Origin of the sequence: Rathayibacter rubneri, from assembly GCF_023743255.1 — a bacterium.
Taxonomy (GTDB): Bacteria; Actinomycetota; Actinomycetes; order Actinomycetales; family Microbacteriaceae; genus Rathayibacter; species Rathayibacter rubneri.
Map to the genome: position 1 here is coordinate 23,007 of NZ_JAMRYM010000005.1, position 17,646 is coordinate 40,652.

A 17,646-nucleotide genomic window follows, 5' to 3' on the forward strand; every position below is an offset into this window, starting at 1 on the left:
GTCACTCTCCGATCGTGATGGTGGTGAAGAACCCGTCGGGGCTTTCGGTCATGGTGATGGTTTGCGCGTCGAGCTCGGCGGCGATCTGCACCACCTGATCGCGCGCCTCGAGCGCTTCAGTAACGCCGATGGGCACGTAGGCACCCGCGGGCAGACCTTCGACTTCGAGGGGCACGAGATCGCCGTACGCCACGATCTGCCCGTCGACGGTGCCGTCTGGGAATCGCTTCACCAGGCCGAGTCGTGGTGTCCCGCTATCGGGGTACTCGTCCACTTCGAATCCCAGATCGAGGGGCGGGAACCCAAACGGGAACGGCCCCTCGACACCGTCGACGATGAACTTGCCGTTGACGACGTACACCTCAGTCACGGCTGTAGTCACGTACCCCAGGTCATTGGAGAACGAGGCGCGCTGACGGAGCACGATTCGTCCTGACTTGTTCGGTTTGAACGAACCGTCAAGCCAGGGGCCCGCTATGAGTCCACGGCCGGACGGGGACGCAACCGGCGCCTCACGCACGAGCGTGACAGCAGGGGTGTCGAACGAGAGTCCGACGCCGTTCACGATCCGCGCGAACACCTCGTTGTCCCCGTACGACAGCGCACCTACGGGGAAGTCCGCCTCATAGATGCCGGGGCTGACGAGACTTGCCGGGACCAGTTCGCCAAGTGTCGAGCTCCTCAGGGATACCGAGGAGATCCCTGATTGCGGATCGGAGGCCGACAATCTCACTCGGGAGAAAGGGGGCACCACAACCGACCCGTCAACCGGGTCGCTGATGCCACCCGTCGGCGGCGTGGAGTCCGGCGGTGCGACGACAGGCAGGCTGACCGTGCGCGCATCCGACCACGACTCGTTGCCAGCGTTATCAACAGCCTTCCCCCGGTACGAGTTCATGCCCGCGGGGAGCATGTTCACGTTGATGTCGAGCCCGTACGTGCTGCCGCTGATGAACCCGCCGATACCGACGAGCACGTCACCCCAGTACACGTCCACAGCTTTCACACCGGAGCCGGCGTCGGTCACGTCGAACCGGAACTGGACCGTGCCCGACAGTTCACCCTCACCAGGCGACTGCAGTGCGATAGTCGGACCGGCCTCGTCGAACTCCCACGTGTTGAAGTCCTTCGCGGCGGACGACGACGTGAGGTTGCTGGTCGTTTCGTATGCTTCGATGACAACGAAGTGCTGACGTGTGGGGTCGAGTCCTTCGATGTCGCGTGCGAGGTCGGTGATCTTCGTTTCGACAATGTCCCCGTCGAGGCGGAACCGGTATTCGACTTCGCCGCCGTTCTGCGCCACGGACTCGGTCCAGGTTGCGAGCGCAGCCGTGAGACCGGTGGCCTCAACGGTCAGCACCGGAACCGACGGCGGCTCGGTCGGGTCGGGCGGGCGAACGAAGTTGCTGATCGTCACGTTGACGGTCGCCGAGATCGCCTCGTTGGGTGCCGCGTCGAACGCGTGCGCCTCGATCGGATACGTGCCATCGGGGAACGCGGTCGAATCGAACCGGCCCTCCCAGATGTCGCCGGTCGTCTTCTCGAACGTGCCCGGGAGCTTCTGCCCAGCAGACCAAAGCTGTACTTCGGTGACGGCCACGTTGTCAGCGGCCTGCACCTGCACGATCACAGTGCCCGACACGGGAGACCCCACGGTGGGAGACAGGATCGACACGGTCGGCTTGACCGTGTCACCCACGCCCGCGCCGATCACAGCAGTGCGAGAGTTCGAAACCGGAGACTCGAGACCCGCCGTGTCGACCGCCTTGATGAGGTAGAGCTGCGTCGAGCTGAGGGGCCGACCCGCGTCCGTGTACACCGTGTCGGTGGTGCGGGCGATCTCAACAGCGTTCGCGGACGTGGTGCCCCGCAGGACGATGTACTCCTGCACCGCCACGTTGTCCGTCGAAGCGACCCACGAGAGCTGCACGTCGCGGCCCGCGATCGTCGGCACGTTGAGCACCGGAGTGGACGGAGGGGTGGTGTCCGTCGGGGGCGTGTACGTCGCCCCGAAGATCTGCGCCTGACGCTCCGGGGTGAACTTCGGGGAGATCGCGAAGACCTGCGCCGGGGTCATGTTCAGCAGCGTCTTGTCTACGGTCACCCGGTTGCGGGTTGCGCCAGTCCAGTCGTACGCGATCTTCGTGTTCGTGGTGCCCTCAAGGAACGTCGCCGAACCGACGCCGCCCATGATGATGCAGTCGGTCGCGAGAACGGACCCGGACCCGTTGAGGGCCTGCATGTTCCCGTCGGTTGCTTCGTTGTTCTCGAACGGCCACAGCGACTTCGCGAAGCCTTCCTTGCCGCCCGCGATGAACACGTTGTCGAAGCGGAGGTTCTGGTAGCCGCCGTTCTGGAACGCGACGTTCGTGGACGCGGCAGAGAAACCGTCACGGTAGACGATGTTCGAGACGTTCGGGCCGTTCTGGATCTGCCACGAATCCGAGTGCGCGTCGGAGGGGGCGTTGTTCTTCCACGGGACAGTGATGAGGTGGTAGCAGGGGGGCAGGAAGAACCCCTCGAGCAGCAGCCCGTTCACCGTCGCGGTGTTGTTGACGCCCAAGCCCGCGTAGTCACCTTCGCGGGTGATCTTCTCCGGCCAACCGAACTCCTTGAGCTCGTTGCCGTTCGCCGTCCTCCCCGCGTTCGCGTTGACGCGGATGGAACCGGTCTCGCACCACCCCCAACCGAACTTGTTGCAGTTGTTGATGTTGTACCCGTCGCGGGTGTACCGGCGGCTGTTGTTCGGGTCAAAGGAGGAGATGCCCGCCCAGACGATGTTCGTCGCAGACTCGAACGTGATCTGCCCGTTGACCTTCACGGACCCGTAGCCGTCGCGCGGCCAGATGAGCAGCTTCTTGGTCCAGTCCGCGGCGCCCTTGCCGTCGAACATGACCGACGGGATGATCGTGCCGTTCGTGACGAACGCCGAGGTGGCGCCGCCCTTGATGGTTCCCGGCTTGACGAGGATCGCCATGCCCGCGTCGACCTTCGCCTTCGTCGCGGTCGCCACCGCAGCCTCAATGGCGGGCACGGTCGGGTCGCACTCGATGACGTTCGGGACGAGGGCAGAGTTCCCCACGTCACCCCACCAGGGCGTGTTCGAGAACCAGTGGGTACCGTTCGGCCCCTTGGATCGGACGACTGCGGGTGCGGGCATGATGCTCCTCGAGCGGTCTCAGCCCGTTCCCGGGCACAAAAAAAGACCGCCCATCGGACGGTCTAGGTGGAGCGGAAGGGGGTAAGGGAGGGGTGCGCTACTCGGAGCGGTTGGGGACGGCTGTGACGGTGATGCCGGTGCCGAGCATCGCGACGACGATTGCCACCCACTCAGAGGGGGTGACGCCCCCGCCGCCATCACTCGAGGACAGCAGTGAAGCGCCGAGGATCAGCAGACCGGGCACAAGGAAGCCCGCGATGCCCTTGCGGTACTCGGCGATCGTCTCGAGGACGGTGGGCTTGCTAGCCGCGTGGTCGGGGCCGGGGGTGAGGTCGGACATGGCTTACTCCTTGCGTCGTGAGTGGCGGCGGATGAACGCCTTGAGGGCGTCGCGGTGGGGTGAGGCTTTCTGGACGCGCAGCAGCTCGATGAGCGTCTTCCAGAAGAACCAGATGAGCAGGCTGAGGACTGCCGCGTTGAGTAACGCCCGGTACTCGTACTCAGGGCCGAGCACACGCAGCAGCAGGGACAGGGACAGCAGCGCGAGCATCGCGAACTTCTGTCCGAGAACAGTCCGGCCGATCGCGGTCTCCCACCAAGGCGAGTACCGCATGTACCGGTAGATGAACCAGGCGATCGGGATGATGCCCGCAACCAGGAGAACGATCAGGATGTTGGATTCGAGCTCGGTCACTCTGGCGCCTTCCCCGGCTGGGCATACCCGTACGCTGCGGCGATACGGATCGCGAAGTGGTTGTTGGTTCGGGTGATGTCCAGCGACCGGGTCACTTCTTCGACGTGCGGGACGATCTTCTTGACTTCCTCGAGCGATTCCTCAGAGGACTTGCGAGCGGCAGCAGCCTCTCCGACTCCCGATTCGGCGCTCGCTAGCGTGCGCTTCCACCACCTCATGTGGCTCCCTCCCCGTTTGACTTGTGCGCCTCGGGAAGTGCGGTCAGGACACGGTCAGCGGTCTTCGCGTACACGAGAAGCTGTTGCACGGAGTCGAGAAGGATCGCGTTCTTCTCGCGCTCCGACTCCCACGCCGCCTTGTAGTCCTCCGCACGGGTGCGTTCCACGCCGAGCAGGAGGTCAACTGTGGATCGGGGCACGACTTGCCCGCGGATGAATGCGATGCCGAGGACAGCCGCGAACATGAGCGCGAGTCCGGTGGGGGTGGCTGGGGATCTGAGGATGGTTTCAAGTACGACGTCCACCGCCGGTCCTCCTCTCAGAGGCGAGAGGCGGGCTACTTAGCGAGGATCGCGTCGAGCTTCTTGCGCAGGTTGTCCTCACCGGGCGCGCCGGCGGGTGCGTCGGTCTGCTTGAGGATCGCGGCAAGCATGCGGCGCAGCTCGGCGAGCGTCTCGAACGAGCCCCGGTCGCGGAGGTACGCCTCGTACTCGTCCGGCGACGCGTTGAGGGGTACGCCGAGCGCGAGACCAGCGAGGCGGCGAGCTTCGGCCGCGTTCGTGTTGGCGTCCTCGAGGAGGCGTCGTTCGTCGGTGGTGAGCGGCATGTCGTCGTCCTCTTCTTGAGTGGGTCGCGTTGCGGCAAGGGGGGTGAAGTAGAGCCAGGGGTTGCGGCGGTTGCCATTCGGGTCCAGCAGGTGCCAGTGCAGGTGCGGGTCCTTCGTGCCGGTCTTGCCGGTGTATGCGACGACCTGCCCGACGTCGAAGTGCTGCCCGTCCTCGCCGACGTAGCCGGTGAGGTGGGAGAACACGTCCGCCCAGCCCGGGTTGTCGTCGTGCTCGAAGCGGCACGAGTTCCCCGCGCTGCCGTTGTTCGGGATGCGCCGCATGACGCCCGGGGTGCGCGCGTAGACGGGCGTGCCGACCGGGGCGACGATGTCCACGCCACCGCGGCCCGTGGTGAGCAGGTGGCGCTGGTAGGACTGCATCGGATCGCGGTTGTCGGCGAGGATCACTGTTGAGGGCGTTGCCAGTCGGTAGTTGCTGAGGGTCATCGCTTCGTCCTTCGGCTACCAGGGGTGGGGGGTGATCGTGACCTGCGTGCCGTCGCGGTAGATCGCGCCGCCGGTCGCCGCGGACAGCAGCAGGTCGAACGCGAGGTCGCCGCCGGGGTGCGTGAACTGACGCGTGGTCGACCGCGGGAAGACGTTGCCGGTCAGGTCGCTCTGGAATGTGCCACCGAGGGTCACCCCGTTGACGACGATCTGCACCAGGCCGATGGTCGCCGGGTTCGCGGACACTACCCACGACACGTCCACGTCGTAGTCGCCGGCAGGCATGTCCGTGAACGTGTAGGTCAGGACACCACCAGCGGTCGAGCCCAGGGCGTTGGAGTTCCCCGCGCCCGGGTCGTCACTGCGACGACGGGTGCGCTTCGATGTTGACTCGAACTGCACCGGCTTGTTCCCCGGCAGGCGCCGCAAGTCCACGTCACGCGTCACCGAGAAGTCCGTCGGGTGCACCCACGACCAGGCGATCGGCTGCTGGAACCGGGTCGCGTTGCGCTGCAGCGTCGGCCACGTCGAAGGCGCACGCAGCGGCCGGTCACGCGACGTCGTCGGACCAGCGACCGCCTCGAACTGCACCGACCCCGACTCGCCATCACGCGAGTACGTCGCGACGACCAGGAACCACTGCCCCAGAGTCGTCGAAGGCTGACCGGTCACCGGGTCGCGCGGCTGCGGGAGATCCACGAACGAGACGCCCGTGCGCTCCTCCTTGATGCCCGCCGCGAACCCCGTCCCCGCGGCGACCTGCACACGCCGGAAGCCGGCGACACGAGTCACCCGCCACGACGAAGTGTTCGCGACGCAGCCCTGCGCACCCGAGAGCAGGAACGCCTCCGACCAGTACACGGAAGTGAGCGTCTGCCCGTAACCAGAGGTTGCCATGACGTCTCCTACTTGTTGCGCGCCTGGGCGCGTTGATATTTGCCGAGCGCGGCGACGACTTCCATGAGTGCCCGCGTGGGATCGTCTGTCTTCTGGCCGAGCGTCGGGGTGACCGTTTCGCCGTCCACGGATGCGACGATGCGCACCTCGGTGATCTGGTCGACGAACTCGGTAGTGCCGTCGCGGATCGTCAGGAGGTCGCCGAGCTCGAACCCGCCCGGGCCGAAGAAGAACGACTCCGACGTCGACAGTTCGACAGCGACACCCGACGTTGGTGCGCCCTCAGTGAGCGCCTTCCGCAACGCCTGCTCGAGCGTCGAGATCAGGTTGTCCTTCGACTCCTGCGGGACGTCCTGCAGCAGGTGATACTTCGCGACCTTCTGGTCATCGGGGAAGTCCTCCGGGTACTCGAGCTTCGCGCCCGTCGACTCCGTGACCACTTCCCGCACACGACCGGTGCGCGCCTCAAGCTGAGTGTCGACCTTGCCGCGGAAGATGCGCTCCGCATCCTCGCCGTTCCCCATCACAACCACACGAGTCGCCGTTGCAGCAGACCGCGACCACGTGCCCTTCGCGATCAGACCCGACTCCGGGAAGATCGGCGACGGATACTCGCGACCCTCCACCACATCTATGCGGATGAACGGTTCGTCGGGATGCTGCACCATCGACAGGCCGAGCCCGCCGGCAGTGAGGATCTCCTGCACCGGCTCCTCAAGACGAGGGAACCGAACCTGCGGGACTTCGACTACCGCGCCGCGACCCAGATCGGGTGCGACGACGATCGGGCGATCGAGACGCGCGACGAGGTTCTGAGTGAGCAGCAGCTTCACCGCTGTCTCCGCAGACATGCGGGACGACGGCCACGCGTAGTAACCGTCCTGATTCAGAACCGTGCCCGCTGTGAGTGGACCGGTAGCGACCGCCTGGCCGAGCGACGAAAGAGTCGTCGCCTCGAGCCCAACGGCAGGGCGAACCCACGCCAGCGAGTCGAGCTCAGCCCAGTCATCCTCAACCTCGTATGTGATCAGCCCGCCAAGCAGGAAGTCGCCCTCCGGCTGCACGACGTACCCAGAGAACAGCGGCTCGCCCTTCCACGAGACCAGGACACGTGCGCCCTCAGCCTGCAGATCAGCGCTCACCGGATCACTCGAAGCGACCGTCACCGACAAGGTCCCGCGAGCATTCCGAGCGACCGTCACATCCGCCGACACGAACCTCGCCAACGGGGCAACCGGGAACAGCGCCCGGTCGTACACCGCAAGCTCAAGGTCACTCATGCGGCCCTCCGGAACTTCGGAGTCCACTCCGCACGCACCCGACCAGTGCCATTCACCAGCACCCCAACAGGCACCGCCAAACCAGCAGGCAGATCAGCGAACCCCCACGACACCCGCCGCGTCACATTCGACGACGACACCCCGTCATGCAGCAGCACCCGACGCCCACCCGAATCCACCGACAACGTCTGACCCTCAGCCACCACGAACTCGCCAGCAACCGTCCGACCATCCACCGTCAACTCGAACGACGTGAACGGCCCCTGCAACGACCAACGCAGAGGCGCCGGCACATCACCTGGGTTGAACAACGACTGCTCATCCTTCGTCAGCGACGGCGAAAAGTAGCCGGGGAACGCAGCAACCTGACCCTTATCGCGCCCGTAGAAGTCCACAGGCGGCCGGTTCGGGGTGAAGTCAAAGTCAAGGACGGTGCCACGCCAATACGGGTCATCAGCGACGAGCTCCATCGGCACAAGGGCAGTGCCGTTCACGTCAGGGTCCTGGACGGTCACCCATCCGCGATCGCTGACGAAGCGCACGTCGAGGAACCGGGAACCACGGTTGTGCGTGGCGACCTCGATCGTCGCCACACTCCCCGGCTGCCAAGACTGCCACCACTGGCCTTCGAGCGACCGGAACTCTCGGCCCGGCTTGTCGTAACCGATCTTCACGGGAAGTGAGATCCTCCGCGGGAGCGCCCGCGTTCCGACGAACTCCTGCCCGGCCTGGTTCGCGTACTCCCGAACTTGGTCCTGGTAGTCAGGGTCCCCGAGCAGACCTTCGAGACCTTCGACGGAGATGGCAACCCGCTCGCCCCGCTTCAGGGACCAGCGGGCGCCATCGGTGCCGACGACGTAGTAGCGACTCATCGCGGAAAGCCGCCTCTCCGGGGCAAGCCCGTCAACGTCATCGCTCGAGACAGCTCACGGCGAGCGTCACGTGCGAGGTCGGCCGGGTCATACGAGTAGTACGTGCCCGACTGAATGATCTGCGGCGAGAAGACGACGCTCCTGCTCGCGGCTGGCCCGTCTAACGGGGCAGCGGGCGCAACGACTTCACGCACGGCGTCACCAGGATCGTGCCGCCATGTCGACTCGGGAACAGCGAGAGTGATCGCTCCGCCGTCCGCGAAGCCGGAGAACTGGTTCCGGTCGAGCATCTGACGGAAGCGGTAGACCGCGTCCTGCCCTCCCATCCGTCGGACGTCCTCGGCGTCGAGGACGTGCTCGCCGTTCGACAGCCGGAAGAGCCCCGCGAGATCATCGCGTGGGCCTCCGGGCCCGTAGATCGCCCCACCGTTCGCACGACCGTCGCCGAGCCCGAACCCGATATTGGGGTTGGTCGCGTTGACGGTTATCGTCGCGGAGCGGCTGTTGATGTACCGGACGACGGCGTCGGTTGTCGAGAACGCCTGTGACGCGTCGGCGGTGATGACCACGTCTCCGTTGGGCAAGGTGACGATGCGGTCCGCGAGGGATTGCACCTTGCCCTGCTGCTCAGGCGCATTCGACGAGAACGCGGTCGTGGCCGACGGCGGAGTCTTGAGGACGGTGTCGATCAGCGATCGAGCCTGCTCCTCGGTCAGACCCATCTGTGTGAGTTGCCCGACCAGGGCCGTGGTCGCCGAGTTGTACCGGTCGGTAAGCGCCCCTTGGGCCTCGCCGGTTGCCGCGGCTGCGGCTACCTCGTCGCCGAGAGCCGCGATCGCCGCGCGGACCTGCGCCTCGAGAGTCGCGCCGGACTCGGATGCCGAGAGGTTCGCGGCGTCGACGCCCTCAAGCGAGAGCTTCGAGCCATCGGCCGCGTAGCCGACGGTGCTGACCGCTTCGGCGAGCCGAAGGCTGGCGTCGTTGAGGTAGCCCATGGCGACCGCGCCCTCGCCGAACTCATTGAGCTTGACGCGCGCCTCAGAGAGGGCGCCGCCCATGTTCTCGCGGAGGTTGCCGGCTGCCAGGTTCGACTGCTCATCGAAGCCCGCCATGTCGTCGATGAGGGTGTTCAGCCCGGTGAGGTCCTGATCGCCGGGCAACCACTCGAGGAAGTCGCGCAGTCCGACTACGGCATCCCGCAGAGGTCCGGCAACGAACTCGCCGAGGGACTCCGTCGAGGCAGCGGTCGACTCGACCATGCTGTCGCCGAAGTCGAGGGCGCCGTTCGCGAGGTCGAGCATGAACTGTAGGACGGGGCCACGGTTCTCGGACACGAACGTCGCGAGCTCGCCGAGCGGCTCGGAGAAGGCAGCCGCGAGGGCGCCCTTCATGCCGTCCGCGGCGACCTCGATGTTCCGCTGCGCCTGCTCGAGCTTGCTCGCGTCGTTGCTCGCGAGGGTGTCGAACATCTTCTGCGCAGCGCCCTCGACGCCGTTGAGCTGCTCCACTGCGGTCGAGAGGTCCATGTCGAAGAGGGCCTCGCCGAGGTCCTCCGCCTGAGTGCCGAAGAGGGCGACTGCGGCAGCGTTGCGAGCGACTGGGTCCTCGATGGCACGGAGTCCGTCGAGGACCTGATCGAGACCTTCCTTCGCGCTGTCGCCGCCGGCGGCGATCTTCGCGGTCATCTCTTCAGCGTTCATGCCGAGAGCGGCGAAGCCCTCGGCGCTGGCCTTTGATCCGTCGGTCGCCCGGATCTGGAACTCCTTGAGTGCGTCTGCGGCGAGGTCGCTGTTCCGCGCGCCACCCTCGAGCCCCTGGTTGACCAGACCGAGCGCTTCCTCACCTGAGAGCCCGAGCCGCTGGAACAGCGCCGGGTACTCGGTAAGGGTGTCGAGCAGGTCCTCGTTACGGTTCACGCCCTCGCGGGCGCCCGTGGCGAGGAGATCAAAGGCTTCGTCTGCGGACTTCACGAGACCGGTACGGAGCAGAGCGGTCACCGAAGCGGCGATCGGCTGCACGTCCTCGCCGAGTACATCGGCGATTCCGCCGAGACTCTGCACGACCTTCTGCGCGTCGCGATTCGTGGCCTCGGGATCGATGAGACTGAACTGCAGCGCGAGACGGGTCGTGTCCATGTTCTGCTCAATCGACTCGCCGAAGCCGTTCGCGTACGCCTCAGAGGCAGAGCGGCCGAAGCGGAGTGCGTCCGACTCGCTGATCCCGGTCAAGCCCTGCAGGCGGTCGGCGCTTCTCTCCTGCTGCAGTCCGTCGTTGAAGGCAGACACGAGCGCGTCGGCAGCGGCCTTCCCCACGCCGACGACAGCGCCGACGATCGGAATGGTCGCCAGCGCCGCGATGATGCCGACGCCGAAGTTCTGGCCGGCATCCTCACCCGAGCTCGATGCCTCAGCGCTCGCCTCTTCGAATGCCTCCTCCGCTGGGGAGATATCAGCGTCGACTGTCATCTCAGCGCGTGCCGAACGGAGCGCGGTCAGCGACCGGTCAGCGCGAGCGAGCTGCGCTTCCGCGCGGGCTATGTCCGCCGTGACCTCGATCTCGGGCGAGATCGCCTTGAGGTAATCGAGCTTGTCGCGCAGGCGTGTGGTGTCCGCTTCGGCCTTCTCGACCTCCGCGTCGACCTTGACCAGAACCTCCTTGGAGACGAGGCGACGCGCCGCTTCCTCGACGTTCTCCATCCCCTCCATCGCGGGCTTCGTGTCGGCGTCGACCTTCTTCGTGGTCTTCTGCTTCTCGATGCGGGTACCCGCCGCCTTGACGTCCTTCTCCGCCTTCGCGACCTCGTCGGTGTTGGCGGTGAAGAGGACTTCAAGTTCGGCTGCGCGCATCGTCGTCTGCCCTTCGGGTGAGTGCTCGTCGAAGGAGCGAGTCGGGGTTCTCGAGGAGCGCGAACAGCGCGTGCCGAATGCCCGGCCAGGGGCGCGCGAGGACGGCCGGGTCGTACAGGTCGATGCTGTAGACGCGGATCATGTCCGCGACGACCAGGCGCCAGTTCGAGACGATGGCGAGCAGCGACCCGTCGACTTGATAGGCGCTCGTGGGCGCCCTTACTTGCTGGGCTTCGCGCGGGACCGGGCGGTACTTCTCGTAGAGCGGGACGCCGTTGACGTCGAAGTCGTAGGGCTCTCCGATGCCGAGGGCTGCCCAGTCGGCTGCCGTCCAGTCCTCCGCGCTTTTGGGCGGGCGGCGTCCTTCGCTTGGGCCGCTGCGGCTTCGCGCTCCGGACCCCATACCTTCTCGGCGACGCTGTCTGCGTACTCGCGTCCTCGCGCCCAGAAGAGGGTCGCGTAGACGCCCATCCGGTCGAGGGTGTGAGAGCCGACGCCGTCGCGCACGAGTTCGTCGTAGGCGGTGCCGAGGGCGGGGTGGCCGTCGTCAGGCAGGTTCTCGAGGATCTCGAGGATCTCGGCGGGCACGTTGTCGCGGCCGACTTCTGCTCGTACCGCGAGGGCGAGCACCTGCCGCATGTCGGCGACGCTGGGCTCGGGAACCGTGTAGGTCACCGAGCCCAGCGTCAGCGTCAACCCGCGCGCCCAGGCGCCGAAGTCGACGGTGGTCACGCGCCGGGCTCGTCCTCGGTGAGGGGGTTCACGATCGGCGTGTAAGCGCCGACTCCTGTGAGCGTCCAGTTCTGGACCTCGACAGCGCCGTCGGGGCCGGTGTTGGCGCGGCCGGGGGTGACGGTGGCGGTGCCCTGTCCGGCGTCATCGGGGTTGGGCACGCCACCCTCGGACGAATCGGGCTGGTGGTACCAGCGCGCTTCGATCTGTGCAGTGGCGCCCTTCGCGTTGGGCTTGGTACGGGCGAAGAGCGCCTCGATCTCTTCGAGGTACTTGCCGGTCGTGCCGGAACGGTTGACCTGCGTCGCGAACGCTAGCGCCCAGTTCCATCCGGTGACGGCGTTGTTCTGCGAGCCCTCGTCGTCGTACGTCTGCGCGTCCGTCGTGTTGGGAGTCGGGGTGAGCTGGAAGTTGAACATCTTCCGGACGGTGCGCCAGATGGGGGCGGCGGTCGTGCCGATGTTCAGGTCGAGTCCGTATTCGTAGGACTTGCCGAGTACGGTGCCGGCGGGAAGGGCGTTGTCGGTCGCGCGGGTCATGATGCCTCCGGATTGTCGAGAGTGACGAGGTAGTTGTCGGTTCGCCCCTGCCGCGCACCGGTATCGGCACCCTGAGGGGAGATGGAGAGTCGGCGGATGCCGCTGATTCCCTCTCTGCGAGAGAGGTTTTGAAGGTGCGCGAAAGCCGCGCTCGCTAGCTGGTCGGCGTGCGCTATGCCGCCGCGAGTGCCCCGAAATCGGAGCTGCACCCAGCGGAGAGCGAGCCCGGTGACGGCATCGTCTGTGGCGTTGTAGAGGCGGACCGCGACTCCCTTGTTGGGAGACTCTGAAAGCGCGCCGTACTCGATACGAACATCCGTTGGCAGGTATACCGCGTCGACCGCAGGCTTCCATTCCCATCCGTCAATCTGCCCGAGGAGAGCGCAGATCTTCGTCGTGACCGCTGCATCGTCTCGTGAATGGTCAGCCACCGAGCGCCTCCCGAATGTGCTTCTCGATCATCGGTCCGACTTTTGGCCGGACGTCTTCGGCGGCCTTCTCGAGGAACTTCGGTTCGCCGCCGCGCGGGTGCTCGTATTCGAGATCCTCGTGCTGCAATCGCGCGACGAAGGACTCGTAGCCGGCCTGCGCGGTCAGGTCATCGACGCGCGCGAACGACGTGTCCTCGGTCTCGCCGGTCAGCCGGGGCGCTCGAGCGTTCGAGTTCTCGATGACCGCTTCTGCCACTTCAAGGAGCGCATCCTGAGCGGCCTTCTCGATGAGCGAAAGCACTGGGCGGTAGTAGCCCATGGGCGCCCCCTCTACTTGAGATAGAGCGTCTGAAAGGACGGAAGGGTGGGGTGCTGTCCGCGTCCGATGGCGACGACGGGGGCTTCTCTTTGGCCGGTGATGCCCGGCCATACGGTGACGAGGGAATCGATGGGCACGACCTCGTCGAAGTTGAGGTGCACTTGGGTGTTGGAGATGGTCTCGGAACCGTCAGCGCCGCGGACGGTTTCGGTTCGGTCCTCAACGAAGCAAGAGACGTCGCGGGCAGGCAGGTAGCCGCCACCCATGCCACCGCCCGACGCGTAGCCCCGGACGGTGGCAGTGTGCGGGAGGAAGTAGTCCGGCAGCGGGATTGTCATTCCAACCACCAGAGCGGGTCATTGACGGGCTGGTAGGTCACGAGAGGAACCGTGAACGCCTGCTGTGTCCGCGGCCTCAGCATGCGCTTGTGCTCGTCCGTCAGCATGAGCGTCCGGCCCGGGCGGTCATACGACCAGGACTCGGAGAAGGGACCCATGGTCCGCGACTTCTGCGTCACGGGGTCGATGTTCGAATCCGCCATCATGACGAAGACGACCATCTCGCGTGAGACGGTCTTGCGGACCGCGAGTTCCGCCGCGCTCACCTCGACCGGGGCGGGCGGCGGAGGAGCGTAGGCGTCGATGCGGACCGCGGCGTCCTCGAGCAGGGCAGTCGCGCGCGTCTCCTGCCCTGCGGGGAAGCCCGGCCAGATTGCTTTCACGTCCTCAGCGGTTGCGTAGGCCATGGCCGGGCTCCTCCCTACTTCGACGGGGACTTTGCGGATGCGGTCTTGCTCGTTGCGGGTCGCTTCTCAGCGGTCGAGGGCTCCCACTCGGACGCGCCGAGTCGGGCTGCCGTCTCCGCATCGACGTTGACGACCACGCCGTTCGCCTTGTTGCGGAGCCGGGGCATTACGCGACCTTGTCCTCGATGACCGCGAACTGGTCCGCGAAGACGTACCAGCCGTAGACGACCTCCGCGCGGAGCAGAACCTCGTTGTGGCCGGCGAGGTCGCGGCCGGTGTTGTCCGGGTCACCGAACTCGAGGACGCGGAACGGGATCGTGCGCTGCACGCCCCACCGGATGCCCGACTGGAAGTTGCCGACGATGGCGCGCACCTTGTTGTCCGCGGTGCTGCTGTCCTTCGGCTTGCCCGAGACGGTGGTCGAGTTGGCCGCGCTCACGCCCTGGAAGTTCGTGATCCCGTCGCCGAAGCCGAGTTCGGGGAACTTCTTGCGGCCGTCGTTGTAGCGTGCGGTCGCGAGCGTCCACGCGTACTTCGGGTCGAGAGCGACGCCGTTGACGCCGTATCCGGAGCCGATCACGAGGCCTGCAGCAGCCTCGAAGTCGAGGTCCGCGGCGGGGCCGGCCTCGACGCGCTTGGTGGTCGTGTTGAGGTAGTTCGTCCACGTCGCGACCGGGTTTCCGGTGCGCGGGTTGATCCGGTAGTAGAGGCCGAGATCGAGCGCGCGCGCGAGTGCGAGGGCGCACTTGTCCGCGAACTTGTCGAGGATGCCGGTCTGGTACTCCTCGTCGGCGTGCTTGAACTCGTCCGAGGTGCGCATCTGCACGACAGCCTTGTGAGGCGTCGCGGTGACGAAGGACGGCTTGGCGTCGTCGGAGCTCTTGGCTCCCGACTCCTCGACGAACTCGGCGGTCAGGTCGTCATCGAACGTGATGATGTCCACGTTGCCGAAGCGCATGGGCTCCTGGCCGGAGAGGGCCGCGACGGTCGAGCCGGTCTTGGCCTTCTCGACGATGCCGTCGGCGATCTGCGTGGGGAAGCGGAGGTCCGCTACCTGTGCGGTCATGGTGTTTCTCCTTAGGTGGATTGCTGGTCGAGAGCGTCAATGACGCCCGCCCAGGGGGATGTCTTGGCCGTGCCGGTGGGGCTGTCGCCCTGTGAGGGGATGACCGGCGCTTCCTGCGCCGTGAGGAGAGGCTTGAGTTCCGCGGCGTGCGCCTCGAACTCCTCCTTGGTGGAACCGCGGAGGATCGCTGCGGGGATGCCGGTTGCCGTCGCAACGTCAGAGCGCCAGGTGGCGAGCTGTTCCTTCGCAGTGAACTTCGAGACCTCGGTCTCGAGATCCGCCGCCCGGGTGGCTGCCTGGTCGCGCTCCTGCTGTGCTGCAGCGATCGCAGCATCGGCGTCGTCGGCTCGCTTCTTGAGGTCGCCGTAGTCGGCGTACTTCGCTTCGACGCGCCCGATGCGCTCCTTCACGAGGCCGTCGAACGCGTCCTGCGAGTCGATGGTGACGGGGAACTCCATGTGCTTCTCCTTGTGCCCCGATTGACCGCTCGGGTAGGCGTGAACCCGCGAGTAGCGGGTGGTCTCTGGGTGAGTCAGGCGGACGCGATCCAGTCACGGATCTTCGCGTTGTGATCGGCTTTCTGCGCGGGAGTCATGCCGCCCGTGTAGCGCGACGCCTCGTACGCTCGGACGTCGACCTCGGGTGCGTCCGGGTCCCAGGAGGGGACGGCCACGCAGCCGCAGTCGTTGTGAGCGGCGAAGTCGCCGTCGTACTTGTAGACGCCCTTGCCGGCGAGCTTTCGGCAGAAGTCGCAGCCGTCCGATCGCGTCTTCCGGTACCAGCCCGACGCTCGCGGGTCGCGGGTGGTCGCGCCGACGATCGTCAGCCGCGAGGGCTCGACGACGTAGCGTTCGACCGGCGCGAGCAGTGACGGCAGCGCGAGAGCCGCCGCGCCCGTGAAGAGGTACTGCGCCGCGAACCGGACAGTCCGCTCGATGCGGAACTGCTCGACCGAGTCGGCGACCTGAGCGCGGAAGCGACCGCGGACGTTTGCGCCCGCCCGCACCTCGTCGTACCAGTCGGCAGCGACCGAAGCGGCGCCCTGTCCGTACGAACGCACCAGGAGGGGCACGTACTGCAGGAGCGCCTCTCGAACCGCTTCGGGTTTGTCGAGATTCAGCGACCCGAAGAACTGGTCGAGCTCCTCGCGAACCTGCCGCGCCACTCCGGCCTGCAGATCCCGGAGAACGTTCGCTTGCCGGTCGGTGACCACGCGCTACTTCTCCTCGAGATCGCCGGCTTCGCTCGCGGGCATGCGGAGCGAGGCGGGGACGGCTCCGGTGAATGGGATGCCTTCGAGGCCGATGCGCGCTGCGGCTGCAGCGGGATCGACACCGGCTCGGATAGCGACGCCGAGCGCGTCGAACTTCGCCTTCAGGTCGGCGGCGTCGGGGGCAGAACCTCCGGCCGCGTCGCCTGCGTTGCCGCGTGCAGCGAGGAGCGCCGCCATGTTGAACGCACCCTCGGTCCGGCGCTTGTCCGCGAGCAGGCGCGTGATCTCGGCGCTCGAGAACCCGGCGTACTCGAGCGCGACCTCGGTGTCTCCGAGCCACGGGAACACGGTGACGAGCTTCGACAGCGCGTCCGCGGCGGTGACCGGGGACGTGAACGCGGGGTTCTGCCAATTCGCCTTGATCTGGCGCAGCTCGTCGGTCGCGGCGTCCTTCCCGTCGCGCAGAAGAACCGCGCGACGAGCGACCTGCCGGAGTGACGCGCCGAATCCGCGAGTGGCCGCGCGAGCCGAGACGATGAGATCCTTCTCGGCCGCGTAGAGCGCTTCAGCCGACGGCGGGTTGTCCTGCACGATGCCGAGCGAGGAGATCGGCAGACCCGTCTCCCCGGCCATCTGCGAGGCGTACAGGCGATGCAGGTCCGTGAGGGGCTGGGTGGTCATCTGCGGAAGTTGCTGGACGGTCGGCGTATCGCCGTCCTCGTCCTTCGTGAGCGCGAACCAGCGGTCGATAGCGGCCTGCCACTTGCCGTTCGCGAACGTGTCCGGTGCGACGCCGAGCGCGACCATGCGAGGGGCCGCGTAGAAGTCCGCGCCGATCTCGGTTCGGATGACGTTCATGAGTGCCTTGTCGGTGATCGACATGACGGCGCGCGAGATCCGCGAACGTCCGAACGGACGGTCGAGCTGCGGGTCGTAGGTCAGCGGCTCTGCGAGTACCTCGTTGAGGAGGTTCGGTCGTCGGTCCGCGACCCATGCGCCCGACGGGCGGCGCGAGCAGATCAGGACGACAGTCGGGAGGTAGACGTCCATGCGGGTCGGGCGACCGTCTCGGTCGAGCTCCGAGATGGCGAGGAATGCGGAGACGACGCGGCGACGCTTGTCCCAGAGCGCTGCTGTCCACTCGGCCGAACGCGGAAGGATCATGACGGCGGGCTCGCCGGACTGGGTGTCGCCCTTGAGGGTCGTGATGAACGAGCACGAGTGCTTGAGCGACGACGTGATCGCCTGCGGAAGCTCAAGGTCGAAACGATTGTCGTCGAGGAGTGCGCCGAGCTCGAACGGGTCCTGGTCCTGCTCCGGAGCCACGAAGCCGTCAAAGATGGTCCGAGACCCGAGTCCCGAGACCGCCTTCTCCGGCCAGCCCAGCGTCGCCCGCATGCGGGCGAACGCCTCCGGGGGGATGTTGCCCGACGGCTTGAGCAGCATCTTCCCGTCGTAGTACGTGGACCGCAGGACGTTCCGGGGGTACTTCTCCCGCCACGTCGCCAGTAGCGACCGGATGATGTCGAACTCGGGGTCTGAAACTCCCTGCATGAACCGGGGCAGGCTGTCAGCAGGGG

At 66.5% G+C, this 17,646-nt stretch carries 21 protein-coding genes; all 21 read right to left on the reverse strand.

Going from position 1 to position 17,646, the window contains the following annotated elements:
• Nucleotide 1 precedes the first annotated feature (1 nt).
• Complete coding sequence (locus NB037_RS03040) at nt 2–3,160, reverse strand: Ig-like domain-containing protein (protein WP_251943530.1); 3,159 nt, start codon at nt 3,158–3,160, stop codon at nt 2–4.
• Between the two features lie 97 nt (nt 3,161–3,257).
• On the reverse strand, nt 3,258–3,500 hold the full coding sequence (locus tag NB037_RS03045) for a hypothetical protein (RefSeq protein ID WP_251943532.1): 243 nt from the start codon (nt 3,498–3,500) through the stop codon (nt 3,258–3,260).
• A 3-nt stretch (nt 3,501–3,503) separates the two neighbouring features.
• Nucleotides 3,504–3,854: a putative phage holin gene (locus NB037_RS03050; RefSeq protein WP_251943534.1), complete on the reverse strand. Its 351-nt coding sequence runs from the start codon at nt 3,852–3,854 to the stop codon at nt 3,504–3,506.
• Nucleotides 3,851–4,072 (reverse strand): DUF7620 family protein, encoded by a 222-nt coding sequence (locus NB037_RS03055; RefSeq protein ID WP_251943536.1) that lies wholly within the window; start codon nt 4,070–4,072, stop codon nt 3,851–3,853. Before NB037_RS03055 ends, NB037_RS03050 begins: the two co-directional genes overlap by 4 nt.
• Entirely contained in the window at nt 4,069–4,377 is a 309-nt protein-coding gene (locus NB037_RS03060; RefSeq protein ID WP_077222561.1) for a hypothetical protein, read from the reverse strand. Before NB037_RS03060 ends, NB037_RS03055 begins: the two co-directional genes overlap by 4 nt.
• Before the next feature lie 32 nt (nt 4,378–4,409).
• Nucleotides 4,410–5,126, reverse strand: coding sequence for a M23 family metallopeptidase (locus NB037_RS03065; RefSeq protein ID WP_251943537.1), 717 nt, complete (start codon nt 5,124–5,126; stop codon nt 4,410–4,412).
• A 15-nt stretch (nt 5,127–5,141) separates the two neighbouring features.
• The gene (locus NB037_RS03070) at nt 5,142–6,023 is read right to left on the reverse strand and encodes a hypothetical protein (RefSeq protein WP_251943539.1); all 882 of its coding nucleotides are present in this window, start codon (nt 6,021–6,023) and stop codon (nt 5,142–5,144) included.
• 8 nt (nt 6,024–6,031) lie between these two features.
• Nucleotides 6,032–7,303 carry a Gp37-like protein gene (locus NB037_RS03075; protein WP_251943541.1) on the reverse strand — a complete coding sequence of 424 codons (1,272 nt, stop codon included), beginning with the start codon at nt 7,301–7,303 and terminating at the stop codon, nt 6,032–6,034.
• On the reverse strand, nt 7,300–8,175 hold the full coding sequence (locus NB037_RS03080) for a hypothetical protein (RefSeq protein WP_251943543.1): 876 nt from the start codon (nt 8,173–8,175) through the stop codon (nt 7,300–7,302). Before NB037_RS03080 ends, NB037_RS03075 begins: the two co-directional genes overlap by 4 nt.
• Entirely contained in the window at nt 8,172–11,021 is a 2,850-nt protein-coding gene (locus NB037_RS03085) for a phage tail tape measure protein (RefSeq protein WP_251943545.1), read from the reverse strand. The genes NB037_RS03080 and NB037_RS03085 overlap by 4 nt, the downstream gene beginning before the upstream one ends.
• Before the next feature lie 219 nt (nt 11,022–11,240).
• Nucleotides 11,241–11,753 (reverse strand): DUF7426 family protein, encoded by a 513-nt coding sequence (locus NB037_RS03090; RefSeq protein ID WP_251943547.1) that lies wholly within the window; start codon nt 11,751–11,753, stop codon nt 11,241–11,243.
• Nucleotides 11,750–12,292: a phage tail tube protein gene (locus NB037_RS03095; RefSeq protein WP_251943548.1), complete on the reverse strand. Its 543-nt coding sequence runs from the start codon at nt 12,290–12,292 to the stop codon at nt 11,750–11,752. The genes NB037_RS03090 and NB037_RS03095 overlap by 4 nt, the downstream gene beginning before the upstream one ends.
• On the reverse strand, nt 12,289–12,723 hold the full coding sequence (locus NB037_RS03100; protein WP_251943551.1) for a hypothetical protein: 435 nt from the start codon (nt 12,721–12,723) through the stop codon (nt 12,289–12,291). Before NB037_RS03100 ends, NB037_RS03095 begins: the two co-directional genes overlap by 4 nt.
• On the reverse strand, nt 12,716–13,042 hold the full coding sequence (locus NB037_RS03105) for a hypothetical protein (protein ID WP_251943553.1): 327 nt from the start codon (nt 13,040–13,042) through the stop codon (nt 12,716–12,718). Before NB037_RS03105 ends, NB037_RS03100 begins: the two co-directional genes overlap by 8 nt.
• An 11-nt stretch (nt 13,043–13,053) precedes the next feature.
• Nucleotides 13,054–13,380: a hypothetical protein gene (locus tag NB037_RS03110; RefSeq protein ID WP_251943555.1), complete on the reverse strand. Its 327-nt coding sequence runs from the start codon at nt 13,378–13,380 to the stop codon at nt 13,054–13,056.
• Nucleotides 13,377–13,787: a Gp19/Gp15/Gp42 family protein gene (locus NB037_RS03115; RefSeq protein ID WP_251943557.1), complete on the reverse strand. Its 411-nt coding sequence runs from the start codon at nt 13,785–13,787 to the stop codon at nt 13,377–13,379. The genes NB037_RS03110 and NB037_RS03115 overlap by 4 nt, the downstream gene beginning before the upstream one ends.
• Before the next feature lie 14 nt (nt 13,788–13,801).
• Nucleotides 13,802–13,954, reverse strand: coding sequence for a DUF7302 family protein (locus NB037_RS20050; protein ID WP_443722508.1), 153 nt, complete (start codon nt 13,952–13,954; stop codon nt 13,802–13,804).
• Entirely contained in the window at nt 13,954–14,853 is a 900-nt protein-coding gene (locus NB037_RS03120; protein ID WP_251943559.1) for a phage major capsid protein, read from the reverse strand. The genes NB037_RS20050 and NB037_RS03120 overlap by 1 nt, the downstream gene beginning before the upstream one ends.
• A gap of 11 nt (nt 14,854–14,864) precedes the next feature.
• Nucleotides 14,865–15,311 (reverse strand): hypothetical protein, encoded by a 447-nt coding sequence (locus NB037_RS03125; protein WP_251943560.1) that lies wholly within the window; start codon nt 15,309–15,311, stop codon nt 14,865–14,867.
• Between the two features lie 74 nt (nt 15,312–15,385).
• Nucleotides 15,386–16,066: a VG15 protein gene (locus tag NB037_RS03130; RefSeq protein WP_251943562.1), complete on the reverse strand. Its 681-nt coding sequence runs from the start codon at nt 16,064–16,066 to the stop codon at nt 15,386–15,388.
• 3 nt (nt 16,067–16,069) lie between these two features.
• Nucleotides 16,070–17,620 carry a phage portal protein gene (locus NB037_RS03135; protein ID WP_251943564.1) on the reverse strand — a complete coding sequence of 517 codons (1,551 nt, stop codon included), beginning with the start codon at nt 17,618–17,620 and terminating at the stop codon, nt 16,070–16,072.
• Nucleotides 17,621–17,646 lie beyond the last annotated feature (26 nt).

Excerpts from the sequence above, each read along its gene's own strand:
- NB037_RS03040 (WP_251943530.1), bottom strand. The coding sequence starts at position 3,160 with ATGCCCGCACCCGCAGTCGTCCGATCCAAGGGGCCGAACGGTACCCAC.
- NB037_RS03045 (WP_251943532.1), bottom strand. The coding sequence starts at position 3,500 with ATGTCCGACCTCACCCCCGGCCCCGACCACGCGGCTAGCAAGCCCACC.
- NB037_RS03055 (WP_251943536.1), bottom strand. The coding sequence starts at position 4,072 with ATGAGGTGGTGGAAGCGCACGCTAGCGAGCGCCGAATCGGGAGTCGGA.
- NB037_RS03065 (WP_251943537.1), bottom strand. The coding sequence starts at position 5,126 with ATGACCCTCAGCAACTACCGACTGGCAACGCCCTCAACAGTGATCCTC.
- NB037_RS03070 (WP_251943539.1), bottom strand. The coding sequence starts at position 6,023 with ATGGCAACCTCTGGTTACGGGCAGACGCTCACTTCCGTGTACTGGTCG.
- NB037_RS03075 (WP_251943541.1), bottom strand. The coding sequence starts at position 7,303 with ATGAGTGACCTTGAGCTTGCGGTGTACGACCGGGCGCTGTTCCCGGTT.
- NB037_RS03080 (WP_251943543.1), bottom strand. The coding sequence starts at position 8,175 with ATGAGTCGCTACTACGTCGTCGGCACCGATGGCGCCCGCTGGTCCCTG.
- NB037_RS03085 (WP_251943545.1), bottom strand. The coding sequence starts at position 11,021 with ATGCGCGCAGCCGAACTTGAAGTCCTCTTCACCGCCAACACCGACGAG.
- NB037_RS03095 (WP_251943548.1), bottom strand. The coding sequence starts at position 12,292 with ATGACCCGCGCGACCGACAACGCCCTTCCCGCCGGCACCGTACTCGGC.
- NB037_RS03105 (WP_251943553.1), bottom strand. The coding sequence starts at position 13,042 with ATGGGCTACTACCGCCCAGTGCTTTCGCTCATCGAGAAGGCCGCTCAG.
- NB037_RS03110 (WP_251943555.1), bottom strand. The coding sequence starts at position 13,380 with ATGACAATCCCGCTGCCGGACTACTTCCTCCCGCACACTGCCACCGTC.
- NB037_RS03115 (WP_251943557.1), bottom strand. The coding sequence starts at position 13,787 with ATGGCCTACGCAACCGCTGAGGACGTGAAAGCAATCTGGCCGGGCTTC.
- NB037_RS20050 (WP_443722508.1), bottom strand. The coding sequence starts at position 13,954 with ATGCCCCGGCTCCGCAACAAGGCGAACGGCGTGGTCGTCAACGTCGAT.
- NB037_RS03120 (WP_251943559.1), bottom strand. The coding sequence starts at position 14,853 with ATGACCGCACAGGTAGCGGACCTCCGCTTCCCCACGCAGATCGCCGAC.
- NB037_RS03125 (WP_251943560.1), bottom strand. The coding sequence starts at position 15,311 with ATGGAGTTCCCCGTCACCATCGACTCGCAGGACGCGTTCGACGGCCTC.
- NB037_RS03135 (WP_251943564.1), bottom strand. The coding sequence starts at position 17,620 with ATGCAGGGAGTTTCAGACCCCGAGTTCGACATCATCCGGTCGCTACTG.